Source organism: Pseudomonas sp. AC112 (assembly GCF_979253545.1).
Genome location: NZ_CEEDCM010000001.1, coordinates 807,624 through 822,300, shown reverse-complemented (window position 1 = coordinate 822,300; position 14,677 = coordinate 807,624). Strand labels below are relative to the sequence as shown.

Annotated in this window: 11 protein-coding genes; all 11 read left to right on the top strand. The window is 60.3% G+C overall.

Going from position 1 to position 14,677, the window contains the following annotated elements; translation table 11 throughout:
- The first annotated feature begins 1 nt into the window (after nucleotide 1).
- A complete protein-coding gene (gene lpxD, locus AC0IYN_RS03970; protein ID WP_406598351.1) occupies nucleotides 2-1,057 on the top strand; it encodes a UDP-3-O-(3-hydroxymyristoyl)glucosamine N-acyltransferase in 1,056 nt (351 codons plus the stop codon).
- A 111-nt stretch (nucleotides 1,058-1,168) separates the two neighbouring features.
- Nucleotides 1,169-1,609, top strand: a complete 441-nt coding sequence (gene fabZ / locus AC0IYN_RS03965; protein WP_003172281.1) for a 3-hydroxyacyl-ACP dehydratase FabZ — start codon at nucleotides 1,169-1,171, stop codon at nucleotides 1,607-1,609.
- The gene (gene lpxA / locus AC0IYN_RS03960) at nucleotides 1,606-2,382 is read left to right on the top strand and encodes an acyl-ACP--UDP-N-acetylglucosamine O-acyltransferase (RefSeq protein WP_406598350.1); all 777 of its coding nucleotides are present in this window, start codon (nucleotides 1,606-1,608) and stop codon (nucleotides 2,380-2,382) included. The genes fabZ and lpxA overlap by 4 nt, the downstream gene beginning before the upstream one ends.
- Nucleotides 2,383-2,384: 2 nt before the next feature.
- Complete coding sequence (lpxB, locus tag AC0IYN_RS03955) at nucleotides 2,385-3,524, top strand: lipid-A-disaccharide synthase (protein WP_457239440.1); 1,140 nt, start codon at nucleotides 2,385-2,387, stop codon at nucleotides 3,522-3,524.
- Complete coding sequence (rnhB, locus tag AC0IYN_RS03950) at nucleotides 3,521-4,153, top strand: ribonuclease HII (RefSeq protein WP_078047211.1); 633 nt, start codon at nucleotides 3,521-3,523, stop codon at nucleotides 4,151-4,153. The genes lpxB and rnhB overlap by 4 nt, the downstream gene beginning before the upstream one ends.
- Nucleotides 4,154-4,229: 76 nt before the next feature.
- Nucleotides 4,230-7,751 (top strand): DNA polymerase III subunit alpha, encoded by a 3,522-nt coding sequence (dnaE, locus tag AC0IYN_RS03945; RefSeq protein ID WP_457267347.1) that lies wholly within the window; start codon nucleotides 4,230-4,232, stop codon nucleotides 7,749-7,751.
- Between the two features lie 129 nt (nucleotides 7,752-7,880).
- Nucleotides 7,881-8,828 carry an acetyl-CoA carboxylase carboxyltransferase subunit alpha gene (locus AC0IYN_RS03940; RefSeq protein ID WP_003172288.1) on the top strand — a complete coding sequence of 316 codons (948 nt, stop codon included), beginning with the start codon at nucleotides 7,881-7,883 and terminating at the stop codon, nucleotides 8,826-8,828.
- 163 nt (nucleotides 8,829-8,991) lie between these two features.
- Nucleotides 8,992-10,311 (top strand): tRNA lysidine(34) synthetase TilS, encoded by a 1,320-nt coding sequence (gene tilS, locus AC0IYN_RS03935; protein ID WP_471840596.1) that lies wholly within the window; start codon nucleotides 8,992-8,994, stop codon nucleotides 10,309-10,311.
- 273 nt (nucleotides 10,312-10,584) lie between these two features.
- Nucleotides 10,585-12,216 (top strand): CTP synthase, encoded by a 1,632-nt coding sequence (locus tag AC0IYN_RS03930; protein ID WP_010212443.1) that lies wholly within the window; start codon nucleotides 10,585-10,587, stop codon nucleotides 12,214-12,216.
- 5 nt (nucleotides 12,217-12,221) lie between these two features.
- Nucleotides 12,222-13,067, top strand: a complete 846-nt coding sequence (kdsA, locus tag AC0IYN_RS03925; protein ID WP_025855140.1) for a 3-deoxy-8-phosphooctulonate synthase — start codon at nucleotides 12,222-12,224, stop codon at nucleotides 13,065-13,067.
- A gap of 161 nt (nucleotides 13,068-13,228) precedes the next feature.
- Nucleotides 13,229-14,518 (top strand): phosphopyruvate hydratase, encoded by a 1,290-nt coding sequence (gene eno / locus AC0IYN_RS03920; protein WP_003189193.1) that lies wholly within the window; start codon nucleotides 13,229-13,231, stop codon nucleotides 14,516-14,518.
- Nucleotides 14,519-14,677: the final 159 nt, after the last annotated feature.

Here is a 14,677-nt window from a genome sequence, read left to right as displayed (position 1 = left end):
CATGACCGCGACTATCAGGCTCGGCGAGTTGGCCGAGTTCCTGGGGGCCACTTTGCGTGGCTCCCCGGAGAAAGAAATTACTGGGCTAGCCACCTTGCAGGAGGCTGGCCCAGCTCAGTTGAGCTTCCTCGCAAACCCCCAATACCGTAAATACCTGGTCGACAGCCAAGCCGCAGCCGTGTTGCTGAAAGCTGCTGACGCCGAAGGGTTTGCCGGGGATGCGCTGGTGGTGCCTGACCCCTACCTGGCTTATGCGCGGGTGTCGCACCTGTTCGATCCCAAGCCCAAGGCCGCCTGCGGTATTCATCCGTCTGCGGTGATCGCCGATGATGCCCAGGTTGACCCTGCGGCCAGCATCGGCGCCTTTGCGGTGATCGAGAGCGGTGCACGCATTGGGGCGGGTGTCACCGTGGGTGCCCATTGCTTTATCGGCGCGCGCTGTGAGATTGGCGCAGACGGTTGGCTGGCGCCGCGCGTGACCCTGTACCACGATGTGCGTATCGGTGAGCGCGTCGTCATCCAGTCGGGTGCCGTGATCGGCGGTGAAGGTTTTGGCTTTGCCAATGCCAAAGGCATCTGGAACAAGATTGCCCAGGTCGGCGGCGTATTGATCGGCGACGATGTGGAAATTGGCGTGAACACTGCTGTCGATCGCGGGGCCCTGGCCGATACCGTGATCGGTAACGGTGTGAAGCTCGACAACCAGATCCAGATCGCCCACAACGTACAGATTGGCGATCACACCGCCATGGCGGCGTGCGTGGGTATCTCCGGCAGCACCAAGATCGGCAAGCACTGCATGCTCGCCGGTGGCGTTGGGCTGGTGGGGCATATCGAAATTTGCGACAACGTTTTCATCACCGGCATGACCATGGTCACCCACTCGATTACCGAGCCCGGGGCCTATTCTTCCGGTACCGCCATGCAGCCTGCGGCTGAATGGCGCAAGAGTGCAGCACGGTTGAGGCAGCTCGACGACATGGCTCGACGCCTCAAACAGCTGGAAAAGCGTGTTGGGGACGTGACCCCTGGCGGTAATGCTTCATCAGAAGGCTGATACCATTTCCATATCAAGTGTGCACAGCCGCTAGACTGCCTCCTTGATTTGCTAGCGGGGCGTGCTTTTAGTTCGCCCGCCCCCAATCTTTATTACAGGCTTCCCCCCGAAATGATGGACATCAACGAGATTCGCGAATACCTGCCTCACCGTTACCCGTTCCTGTTGGTGGACCGTGTAGTGGACCTCAACGTCGAGGAAAAGCGCATTCGTGCCTACAAGAATGTCAGCATCAACGAACCGTTCTTCAACGGTCACTTTCCCGCGCATCCAATCATGCCGGGCGTGTTGATCATCGAAGCGATGGCCCAGGCTGCCGGTATCCTTGGTTTCAAAATGCTCGACCTCAAGCCTGCCGACGGCACGCTTTACTATTTCGTGGGCTCCGACAAGTTGCGTTTCCGCAACCCGGTTACCCCGGGTGACCAGCTGATCCTGGAAGCCAAGTTCATCAGCTGCAAGCGCCAGATCTGGAAGTTCGAATGCCAGGCCTCGGTGGACGGCAAGCCGGTGTGCTCCGCCGAGATCATCTGTGCGGAACGCAAACTATGAGTTTGATTGACCCTCGCGCAATCATCGATCCGTCGGCCGTTCTGGCCGCCGACGTTGAGGTCGGCCCCTGGTCGATCATCGGCGCAGGTGTGGAAATCGGCGAGGGGACTGTCATCGGGCCGCACGTGATCCTCAAAGGTCCGACCCGCATTGGCAAACACAATCGCATCTACCAGTTCTCCTCGGTAGGCGAAGACACCCCGGACATGAAGTACAAGGGTGAAGAGACACGCCTGGTAATCGGTGATCACAACATCATCCGTGAAGGCGTGACCATTCACCGTGGCACTGTGCAGGACCGGGCCGAGACTACGCTGGGTGATCACAACCTGGTCATGGCCTATGCCCATATCGGTCACGACAGCATCATTGGCAACCACTGCATCTTGGTCAACAACACCGCGTTGGCGGGCCATGTGCACGTTGACGATTGGGCGATCCTGTCCGGGTTCACCCTGGTGCATCAGTACTGCCATATCGGCGCCCACAGCTTTTCCGGCATGGGTACCGCGATCGGCAAGGACGTTCCGGCGTTCGTTACGGTATTCGGCAACCCGGCCGAAGCCCGCAGCATGAACTTCGAAGGCATGCGCCGTCGCGGGTTCAGCGAAGACGCGATCCACGCCCTGCGCCGTGCCTACAAGGTGGTTTATCGTCAAGGGCTCACGGTCGACCAGGCGTTGACTCAACTGGCCGAGCCGGCAGCGCTGTTCCCGGAAGTCGCGGTGTTCCGCGACTCGATCCAGGCGTCGACTCGCGGCATCACCCGCTAATCATGGCTAATCTGCGTATCGCGCTGGTGGCCGGGGAAGCTTCCGGCGACATTTTGGGCGCAGGCCTTATGCGGGCCCTCAAGGCCCAGCACCCGGCAGTGGAATTCATCGGTGTCGGCGGCCCGCTGATGCAGGCTGAAGGGCTCACCTCCTACTTCCCCATGGAGCGTCTGTCGGTCATGGGGTTGGTCGAGGTGCTGGGTCGCCTGCGCGAGCTGTTGGCCCGTCGCAAGCTGCTGATCCAGACCCTGATCGAAGAAAAGCCCGATGTATTCATCGGTATCGACGCGCCGGACTTCACCCTCAATATCGAACTCAAATTGCGCCAGGCCGGCATCAAGACCGTGCACTACGTCAGCCCGTCCGTCTGGGCGTGGCGGCAGAAGCGCGTGCTCAAGATCCGCGAGGGCTGCGACCTGATGCTGACCTTGCTGCCGTTCGAGGCCAGGTTCTACGAAGAAAAGGGCGTGCCGGTGCGGTTTGTCGGGCATACCCTGGCCGACGCGATTCCCCTGCAGGCTGATCGCGCGGCCGCGCGTGCCGAGCTGGGCTTGCCCGACGGCCCGCTGGTCGCGCTGATGCCTGGCAGCCGTGGTGGCGAAGTGGGGCGACTGGCCTCGGTGTTTTTCGATGCTGCCGAACGCCTGCTGGCCTTGAAGCCGGGCATACGTTTCGTGCTGCCTTGCGCCAGCCCGCAACGTCGCGCGCAGATTGAAACACTGCTGGAAGGTCGCAACCTGCCGTTGACCTTGCTCGATGGCCAATCACACCTGGCCTTGGCCGCCTGTGATGCGGTGCTGATCGCCTCCGGTACGGCCACCCTGGAGGCCTTGCTGTACAAGCGCCCGATGGTGGTGGCCTACCGCCTGGCGCCGCTGACCTTCTGGATCCTCAAGCGCATGGTCAAAAGCCCTTACATCTCCCTGCCCAACCTGCTGGCCCAGCGCATGTTGGTGCCGGAGTTGTTGCAGGACGATGCAACGCCCGAGGCCCTGGCGCAAACTCTACTACCCTTGATCGACGGCGGCGAAGAACAGACCCGTGGCTTCGACGACATCCACCGCACCCTGCGTCGTGATGCGTCGAACCAGGCAGCCGACGCCGTATTGACCCTGATCGGCAAGCAACAGGAAGCCTTATGACGACGCAGATGGGCCTGGATTTCAGCCTGGTTGCCGAAGCCCACGAACTGGTGGCCGGTGTTGACGAAGTCGGGCGCGGGCCTTTGTGCGGCGCCGTGGTCACGGCGGCAGTGATCCTCGATCCAAACCGTCCGATCCTCGGCCTCAACGACTCGAAGAAACTCACCGAAGCGCGCCGCGAAAAGCTCTACGACGAGATCTGTGAAAAAGCCCTGAGCTGGCACATCGCCCGGGCTGAAGTTGAAGAAATCGACCAGCTGAACATTTTGCACGCCACCATGCTGGCCATGCAGCGTGCAGTCGAGGGGCTGCACATCACCCCGAAAATGGCGATGATCGACGGTAACCGCTGCCCCAAGCTGGCCATGCCTTCCGAGGCGGTGGTCAAGGGTGATAGCAAGGTGCCTGCCATCGCCGCCGCGTCAATCCTGGCCAAAGTCAGTCGTGACCGGGAAATGGCAGCGTTCGAATTAATCTACCCCGGCTACGGCATCGGCGGTCATAAAGGCTACCCGACGCCCGTTCATCTGGAAGCCCTGGCTCGCCTTGGCCCGACGCCGATCCACCGCCGCTCGTTCGCCCCAGTACGCCAGGCTTACGAGCTGCGCGAGAGCTTCAGCGAGGTTTAGTCGCAAGGCTGATGTTTTTGCCAAGGCCCGGTACAATCCGGGCCTTGTTGTCTCCACGTTTCTAGACAGGATCACTATGCCGGCTTCATTCGTTCACCTACGCCTGCACACTGAATACTCCCTGGTCGACGGCCTGGTACGGATCAAACCGCTGGTCAAAACCCTGGTGGGCATGAACATGCCTGCGGTAGCGGTTACCGATCAGAACAACATGTGTTCCCTGGTCAAGTTCTACAAGAACGCCATGGGTGCCGGTATTAAGCCGATCTGCGGCGCCGACCTGTGGCTGTCCAACAAAGACCCGGATAACCCCCTGAGCCGCATCAGCCTGCTGGCGATGAACGGCGTGGGTTATCGCAACCTCACCGAATTGATTTCCCGTGGCTTTATCGACGGCCAGCGTAATGGCTCGATCATCATCGAGCGCGAATGGGTCGCCGAGGCCAGCGAAGGCCTGATCATGCTGTCGGCCGCCAAAGAGGGCGAGATCGGTATCGCGCTGCTGGGTGGCAACCCTCAAGAAGCTGAAGTACTGGCCAAGGAGTGGATGCAGGTCTTCCCCGATCGTTTCTACCTGGAAGTCCAGCGTACCAACCGCCCCAACGATGAAGAACATCTGCACGCCGCCGTGGCCCTGGCCGATAAACTGGGCGCGCCGCTGGTGGCGACCAACGATGTGCGCTTCATCAAGAAGGAAGATTTCGAAGCCCACGAAACCCGCGTGTGCATCGGCGAAGGCCGGGCCCTGGATGACCCGCGTCGCTCGAAGAACTACAGCGAAGAGCAGTACCTCAAAAGCGCCGACGAGATGGCCGAGTTGTTCAGCGACCTGCCCGAGGCCCTGGAAAACTCCGTCGAGATTGCCAAGCGCTGCAATATCGAAGTGAAGCTGGGCAAGCACTTCCTGCCCAACTTCCCGATTCCCGATGGCATGACCATCGATGAATATTTTCGCAAGGTGTCCTTCGACGGGCTGGAAGAGCGCCTCAGCGTTCTGCTGCCCAAGGACACCACCGAGGATTACGAGGCCAAGCGTCAGGTCTACGTTGACCGGCTGAATTTCGAGCTGGATATCATCATCCAGATGGGCTTCCCCGGTTACTTCCTGATCGTGATGGACTTTATCCAGTGGGCCAAGAACAACGGCGTACCGGTAGGTCCGGGCCGGGGGTCAGGTGCTGGGTCGCTGGTTGCCTACGTGCAGAAGATCACCGACCTCGACCCGCTGGAATATGACCTGCTGTTCGAACGGTTCCTGAACCCGGAACGGGTTTCCATGCCCGACTTCGACGTCGACTTCTGCATGGATGGCCGTGACCGCGTGATCGAGTACGTGGCCGAGAAATACGGCCGCAACGCGGTAAGCCAGATCATCACCTTCGGTTCCATGGCCGCAAAGGCGGTAATCCGCGACGTGGCGCGCGTGCAGGGCAAGTCCTACGGCCTGGCGGACCGTCTGTCGAAGATGATCCCGTTTGAAGTCGGCATGACCCTGGAAAAAGCCTACGAGCAGGAAGAAATCCTGCGCGACTTCATCAAGGTCGATGAAGAGGCCGCCGAAATCTGGGACATGGCGCGCAAGCTCGAAGGCGTTGTGCGTAACGTCGGTAAACACGCCGGTGGCGTGGTTATCGCCCCCACCAAGCTCACTGACTTTTCGCCGATCTATTGCGACGAAGAAGGCGATGGCCTGGTAACCCAGTTCGACAAGGATGACGTGGAGGCGGCCGGCCTGGTGAAGTTCGACTTCCTCGGCCTGCGGACCCTGACGATCATCGACTGGGCGCTCAAGACCATCAACCGCGACCGCGCCAAGGTCGGCGAGGAACCGCTGGATATCGCCTTCATCCCGCTGGATGACAAGCCGACCTACACCCTGCTGCAAAAAGCCGAAACCACGGCGGTGTTCCAGCTTGAGTCGCGCGGTATGAAAGAGCTGATCAAAAAGCTCAAGCCCGACTGCCTGGAAGACTTGATCGCATTGGTGGCCCTGTTCCGTCCAGGCCCGCTGCAATCGGGCATGGTGGACGACTTCATCAACCGTAAGCACGGCCGTGCCGAACTGGCCTACCCGCACTCGGACTACCAATACGAAGGCCTCAAGCCCGTGTTGGCACCGACTTACGGCATCATCCTGTATCAGGAACAGGTGATGCAGATCGCCCAGGTGATGGCCGGTTACACCCTGGGTGGCGCGGACATGCTGCGTCGAGCCATGGGTAAGAAAAAACCCGAGGAAATGGCCAAGCAGCGCGGCGGTTTCATTGAGGGCTGCGCGACCAACAATATCGACGCGGACCTCGCGGGTAACATCTTCGACCTGGTAGAGAAATTCGCCGGTTACGGCTTCAACAAATCCCACTCCGCCGCGTACGGCCTGGTGTCGTACCAGACCGCCTGGCTGAAAGCCCACTACCCGGCGCCGTTCATGGCTGCGGTACTGTCGGCGGATATGCACAACACCGACAAGGTCGTGACCTTGATCGAAGAAGTGCGCACCATGAAGCTGCGCCTCGATGCGCCGGACGTGAACGCGTCGGAGTTCAAGTTCACGGTGAACGACGAAGGCCGCATCATCTATGGCCTGGGCGCGATCAAGGGCGTCGGCGAAGGCCCGGTGGAAGCCATCACCGAAGCGCGCCTGGACGGGCCATTCAAGGACCTGTTCGACTTCTGCGCACGGGTGGACCTCAAGCGCATCAACAAACGGACACTCGACGGCCTCATCCGCAGCGGTGCACTCGACCGTCTCGGCCCGTATTTCCATGATGAGCCCAAGGCCTACCAGGCCAATATCGACCGCAACCGCGCGGTATTGCTCACCGCCATGGAAGAAGCGATCAAAGCTGCCGAGCAGACCGCCCGCACCCATGACAGCGGCCATGCCGACCTGTTTGGCGGCTTGTTCGTCGAAGAAGACGCAGACGTCTACGGCAACCATCGCAAGGCCAAGGAACTGACGCTCAAGGAACGCCTCAAGGGCGAGAAAGACACCTTGGGCCTGTACCTCACCGGTCACCCGATTGACGAATACGAAGGTGAGATCCGCCGGTTCGCCCGTCAGCGCATTATCGACCTGAAGCCAGCGCGGGATACGCAGACGGTCGCCGGCATGATCATCGCCCTGCGGGTGATGAAGAATAAAAAGGGCGACAAGATGGGCTTCATCACCCTCGACGACCGGTCGGGTCGTATCGAGGCGTCGCTGTTTGCCGATGCGTTCCATTCCGCGCAGTCGCTGTTGCAGACCGACGCGATGGTGGTGGTGGAAGGGGAGGTCAGCAACGATGACTTCTCCGGCGGCCTGCGCCTGCGGATCAAGCGGGTGATGAGCATGGAAGATGCGCGCACCAATTTGGCCGAAAGCTTGCGCTTGAAGGTGAAAACCGAAGCGCTCAAGGGCGATCAGCTACGCTGGTTGGGCGACCTGCTCAAACGCCACCGCGGCGCGTGCCCGGTGACCATGGAGTACACCGGCAATGACGCCAAGGCCATGTTGCAGTTTGGCGAGACCTGGCGAATTGATCCCGCAGATGGCTTGATTCAAGCTTTGCGTGACCAGTTCGGGCGAGACAACGTCTTCCTCCAATACCGTTGACGGTCAGAGATGTCTGATCTCGACTAAACATTTAATCTCGACCTAAACGCGCCTCTCCCTTAAGGTAGGGCGCGAATAGACAACCGGCTGGCCAGGCACGCCCTGGCCGTCGACCCAAGACGGACGCTTATGAACCCGAATTTTCTTGATTTCGAACAGCCGATCGCTGACCTGCAAGCCAAGATTGAAGAACTGCGCCTGGTCGGCAATGACAATTCGCTGAACATCGGCGATGAGATCGCTCGCCTGCAAGACAAGAGCAGCACGCTCACCGAAGACATCTTCGGCAAGCTGACCAGCTGGCAGATTGCGCGCCTGGCCCGCCACCCGCGCCGTCCCTATACCCTGGACTACATTCAGCACATCTTCACCGAGTTCGACGAACTGCATGGCGACCGCCACTTCTCCGACGACGCGGCCATCGTGGGCGGTATCGCTCGCCTGGACGACCAGCCGGTGATGGTGATCGGTCACCAGAAAGGCCGTGAAGTGCGCGAGAAAGTCCGCCGCAACTTCGGCATGCCGCGCCCGGAAGGCTACCGTAAGGCTTGCCGACTGATGGAAATGGCCGAGCGCTTCAAGATGCCAATCCTGACCTTCATCGACACCCCGGGCGCCTACCCAGGTATCGACGCAGAAGAGCGCAACCAGAGCGAGGCTATCGCCTGGAACCTGCGCGTCATGTCCCGCCTGAAAACCCCGATCATCGCCACTGTGATTGGTGAAGGTGGTTCCGGTGGTGCGCTGGCCATCGGCGTCTGCGACCAGTTGAACATGCTGCAATACTCAACCTACGCGGTGATCTCGCCGGAAGGTTGTGCCTCGATCCTATGGAAAACCGCCGAAAAGGCACCAGACGCTGCCGAAGCGATGGGTATCACCGCTGATCGCCTCAAAGGCCTGGGTATCGTGGACAAAGTGATCGCCGAGCCTTTGGGCGGCGCCCACCGTGACCCGGCTGCTGCGGCGGCGACTATCCGCGCCGAGCTGGGCTCGCAACTGGCAATGCTCAAGAAGCTGGATAACGAAGCACTGCTGGCCCGTCGTTATGAGCGCCTGATGAGCTACGGTCTCTAAGAGCGACCTAGTACTAAAATGTGGGAGCGGGCTTGCTCGCGAATACGGATTGTCAGTCACTGAACGGGTGTCTGATACACCGCTTTCGCGAGCAAGCCCGCTCCCACATTTGATTTGTGTAGGCTGGTTTATCTCATTCCAGATTATTGGCGGTACATTTGTTATGACGTCCAGCTTATCCGCCAAGCTCTTGCTAACCCTGGCCCCCTGGCGCAATGCCCCGGCCTGGCACATCGCATTCTCCGGTGGCCTGGATTCCACCGTCTTGCTGCACCTCCTGGCCGACCTGGCCAACACCGAAACCCTGCCACCCCTCAGCGCTGTCCATGTCCACCATGGCCTGCAAGCTGCCGCCGACGCGTGGCCTGCTCACTGCCAGTCGATCTGCGACGCCCTCGGCGTGCCGTTGCGCGTGATGCGTGTGCAGGTACAACCTGGCGCCAGCCTTGAACGCGCTGCCCGTGACGCGCGTTACCAGGCATTCACAGAGGTGACCGGGGCAGGGCAGGTGTTGCTGACGGGCCAGCATCGCGATGATCAAGCGGAAACCTTGTTATTCCGCCTATTGCGCGGGGCGGGTGTGCGCGGGCTGGCGGCGATCCCGGCGCAGCGTCCTTTGGCGGGTGGCTACCTGGTACGACCGTTGCTCGATGTACCCCGCGAAGCATTGGAGGCGTATGCCCACGAGCATCAACTCAAATGGATTGAGGATCCTTCCAACGCCGATCCGCGGTTCTCCCGTAATTACCTGCGTCATCGCGTTTTTCCTGCGTTGACAGCGCGCTGGCCCCAGGCTGTTGCCAACCTGGGCCGCACCGCCGAGCACCTGAGTGAGGCACAGGGGTTGTTGGATGAGTTGGCACAGTTGGACCTGCGTGCTGCCGGCCAGCCTTCGCCATTTCCCTGGTTGCACCTGCCATCCTTGGCGCTTGCGCCGCTGTGCGAACTGTCCGACGCCCGCCAACGCAATGCCCTGCGCCATTGGCTGACGCCACTGACCCGCTTGCCCGACAGTGGCCACTGGGCCGGTTGGCACTCCCTGCGTGACGCCAAGGGCGATGCACAGCCCCTATGGCGCCTGGCCGATGGCGAGGTGCACCGGTGTGGCCAGCGCATCTGGTGGCTGCCGACTACAGGATCGGAATTTTCCGACGCAGCGGTGAGCTGGCCCGATCCGCAAAACCCACTAGAGTTACCCGGCAATGGTCAGTTGAAACTGATTGGCGAGGCGCCCGAAGGTCCGCTGCAGATCCGCTACCGCCAGGGCGGCGAAATCATCGAAGTACCAGGTCGCGGTCGGCGTGACTTGAAGCGCCTGCTTAACGAAAGTGGCTTGCCAGGCTTCGTCCGTGGCAGATTGCCGCTGCTGTACCAAGGCCAGCAATTGCTGGGTGCGCCCAGCCTCGCGGGACTCTGGCGTGCACCGAGTGATGACTGGCATTTACATTGGATGCCACAGACCTGCGATCAAGGTTTGAGCTGATAGAGCCTTTCCGGTAGACTACGCTCCCTTCTTGATACAACTTCTGTGGATTCGACTGAATCGCAGCAGTTGCCGATTACCAAGCAGTCTTTGCTGGGCGATTCCAAAAAATGTGTAGCGATCAACGTACCGGTGCTTCATTGCTGGTCTGTCACCACGCGGCGGTTTTTTTGAAAGGTGCACTGTGATTAATGCAGGTGATCGGGGGCTTCGGCCTTCCTTCGCTTTCCCCGGCGGCTCGGACCGCTTTAACGCAGACTTCTAGGGTTTTTCATGACGCGCTACATATTCGTCACGGGCGGTGTTGTTTCTTCATTGGGGAAAGGCATTGCCTCCGCTTCATTGGCGGCCATCCTGGAGGCGCGGGGACTTAAGGTCACCATGCTCAAGCTGGACCCGTACATCAACGTTGACCCGGGCACCATGAGCCCGTTCCAGCACGGTGAAGTGTTCGTCACCCACGACGGCGCCGAGACTGACCTGGACCTGGGCCACTACGAGCGGTTTATCCGCACGACCATGACCCAGAACAACAACTTCACCACCGGCCGTGTCTACGAGCACGTGCTGCGCAAGGAGCGTCGTGGTGACTACCTGGGTGCAACCATCCAGGTGATCCCGCACATTACCGACGAAATCAAGCGCCGCATCATCAAGGGTGCCGGCGATGCCGACGTGGCCATGGTCGAAATCGGTGGCACGGTGGGTGACATCGAGTCCCAACCGTTCCTCGAAGCCATCCGCCAGCTGCGTTTCGAAGTCGGCGCCAAGCGCGCGATGCTGATGCACCTGACCCTGGTGCCGTACATCGCCACCGCCGGCGAGACCAAAACCAAGCCTACCCAGCACTCGGTCAAGGAACTGCGTTCCATCGGCCTGCAGCCGGACGTGCTGGTTTGCCGCTCCGATCACCCGATCGACATTTCCTCGCGTCGCAAGATCGCGCAATTCACCAACGTTGAAGAACGTGCGGTAATCGCGCTGGAAGACGCCGACACCATCTACAAGATCCCGGGCATCCTGCACTCGCAAGGCCTGGACGATTTTGTGGTCGAGCGTTTCGGCCTGCAATGCAATGGCGCGGACCTGTCCGAGTGGGAAGCCGTGGTGGACGCCAAGCTCAACCCTGAGCACGAAGTCACCATCGCCATGGTCGGCAAGTACATGGAACTGCTGGACGCGTACAAGTCGCTGATCGAAGCGATGAGCCACGCCGGTATCAGCAACCGTACCAAGGTCAACCTGCGCTACATCGACTCCGAAGACATCGAGAACCAGGGCACCGCGCTGCTCGAAGGTGTGGACGCGATCCTCGTCCCAGGCGGTTTCGGCCTGCGTGGCGTGGAAGGCAAGATCACGGCCGTTCAGTACGCCCGTGAAAACAAGGTTCCGTACCTGGGCATCTGCCTGGGCATGCAAGTGGCCGTTATCGAGTTCGCCCGTAACGTGCTGGGCTGGAAAGACGCCAACTCCACCGAGTTCGACAGCAAGAGCGGTCACCCGGTCGTCGGCCTGATCACCGAGTGGGAAGATGCCACCGGTGCCGTCGAAACCCGTACCGAAGCCTCCGACCTGGGCGGCACCATGCGCCTCGGTGCGCAGGATTGCCTGCTGGAGCCGGGCTCGCTGGTTCACGATTGCTACGGCAAGGACGTGATCGTCGAGCGTCACCGTCACCGCTACGAAGTGAACAACAACCTGCTGCCGCAGATCAAAGAGGCCGGCCTGAAAATTTCCGGTCGCTCCGGTGACGGCGCGTTGGTTGAAGTGGTCGAGGCACCGGATCATCCGTGGTTCGTGGCGTGCCAGTTCCACCCTGAGTTCACCTCGACGCCGCGCGACGGTCACCCGTTGTTCAGCGGTTTCGTCAAAGCTGCACTGACGCAACATCAGAAGAAGGCGTAAACCTGATGGCCCAGAAGATCATTCGCGTAGGCGACATCGAGATTGCCAACGACAAGCCCATGGTGCTGTTCGGCGGCATGAATGTGCTGGAAAGCCGTGACATGGCGATGCAGGTCTGTGAAGAGTACGTCAAGGTCACCGAGAAACTCGGTATTCCCTACGTGTTCAAGGCCAGCTTCGACAAGGCCAACCGTTCGTCCGTGACCTCCTATCGCGGCCCAGGCCTTGAAGAAGGCATGCGGATCTTCCAGGACATCAAGCAAGCCTTCGGCGTGCCGATCATCACCGACGTCCACGAGCCTGAACAGGCCGCCGTGGTCGCCGAGGTGTGCGACATCATCCAGTTGCCGGCCTTCCTGTCGCGCCAGACCGACCTGGTGGTCGCGATGGCCAAGACCGGCGCTGTGATCAATATCAAGAAAGCCCAGTTCCTCGCGCCCCAGGAAATGAAACACATCCTGAACAAGTGCGTGGAAGCGGGTAACGACCAGTTGATCCTCTGCGAGCGTGGTTCGAGCTTCGGCTACAACAACCTCGTGGTGGATATGCTCGGTTTCGGCATCATGAAACAGTTCGAATACCCGGTGTTCTTCGACGTGACTCACGCGCTGCAAATGCCCGGTGGTCGCGCCGATTCCGCGGGTGGGCGCCGTGCCCAGGTGCTGGACCTGGCCAAGGCGGGCATCAGCCAGTCCCTGGCGGGCCTGTTCCTGGAAGCCCATCCGGACCCGGACAACGCCAAGTGCGATGGCCCATGCGCCCTGCGCCTGGACAAGCTGGAGCCATTCCTGGCCCAACTCAAGCAGTTGGATGAACTGGTCAAGCGTTTCCCTGCCGTCGAAACCGCGTAAGATCACGATCCCTGTGTAGGAGCCGGCTTGCCGGCGATGGCGTCAGGTGCATCGCCGCAAGGCATACGGCCCATCGCCGGCAAGCCGGCTCCTACAATGTGCACCACAAGTTAAATCGAGCGGTATAGAGCGTTTTCGTCAACTTTGGAGTGTTTACAACAATGGCAAAAATCGTCGACATCAAAGGTCGTGAAGTTCTCGACTCCCGTGGCAACCCCACCGTCGAAGCCGACGTGCTTCTCGATAACGGCATCATCGGCAGCGCCTGCGCGCCGTCCGGTGCTTCCACCGGTTCGCGCGAAGCGCTGGAACTGCGTGATGGCGACAAGAGCCGTTACCTGGGCAAGGGTGTACTCAAGGCTGTAGCCAACATCAACGGCCCGATTCGTGACCTGTTGCTGGGCAAGGACCCGCTGGACCAGAAAGCCCTGGACCACGCGATGATCAAGCTCGACGGCACCGAAAACAAAGGCAGCCTGGGCGCCAACGCCATCCTCGCCGTGTCCCTGGCAGCCGCCAAGGCCGCTGCTCAGGACCAGGACCTGCCGCTGTACGCTCACATTGCCAACCTCAACGGTACCCCAGGTGTCTACTCGATGCCGGTGCCGATGATGAACATCATCAACGGTGGCGAACACGCCGATAACAACGTCGACATCCAGGAATTCATGGTGCAGCCGGTTGGCGCCAAGTCCTTCTCCGAAGGCCTGCGCATGGGCACCGAGATTTTCCATCACCTCAAGGCTGTGCTGAAGGCCCGTGGCCTGAGCACTGCGGTGGGTGACGAAGGTGGTTTCGCACCGAACCTGGCGTCCAACGAAGATGCACTGAAAGTGATCTCCGAAGCCGTCGCCAACGCTGGCTACAAGCTGGGCACCGACGTGACCCTGGCCCTGGACTGCGCGGCCAGCGAGTTCTACGAGGACGGTAAATACAACCTGTCCGGCGAAGGCCAAGTGTTCAACTCCGAAGGTTTCGCGGAATACCTGAAGGGCCTGACCCAGCGCTACCCGATCATCTCGATCGAAGACGGCCTGGACGAGTCCGACTGGGACGGCTGGAAAATCCTCACCGACAAGATCGGCGAGAAGATCCAACTGGTGGGCGACGACTTGTTCGTGACCAACACCAAGATCCTGAAAGAAGGCATCGATAAAAAGATCGCCAACTCGATCCTGATCAAGTTCAACCAGATCGGCACCCTGACCGAAACCCTGGAAGCCATCCAGATGGCCAAGGCTGCGGGCTACACGGCCGTGATCTCGCACCGCTCCGGCGAAACCGAAGATTCGACCATTGCCGACCTGGCCGTGGGCACCTCGGCAGGCCAGATCAAGACCGGTTCCCTGTGCCGTTCCGACCGCGTTTCCAAGTACAACCAATTGCTGCGTATCGAAGAGCAACTGGCTGGCAAGGCCAAGTACAACGGTCGCGGCGAGTTTCGCGGCTGATCGCTACATGGTAAAAATGGTAAAAGGTCGGCGGATTGCGTCGGAAAACTCACGACAGTGTGTAATTCGACGCTAATCTGATGGCTATCAAGCACAAGCCTGGTTTTTCCAGGCTTCGTGCTATCAGTTGCTGCAAAAGTTTTGCATGGCGGTCTTTTT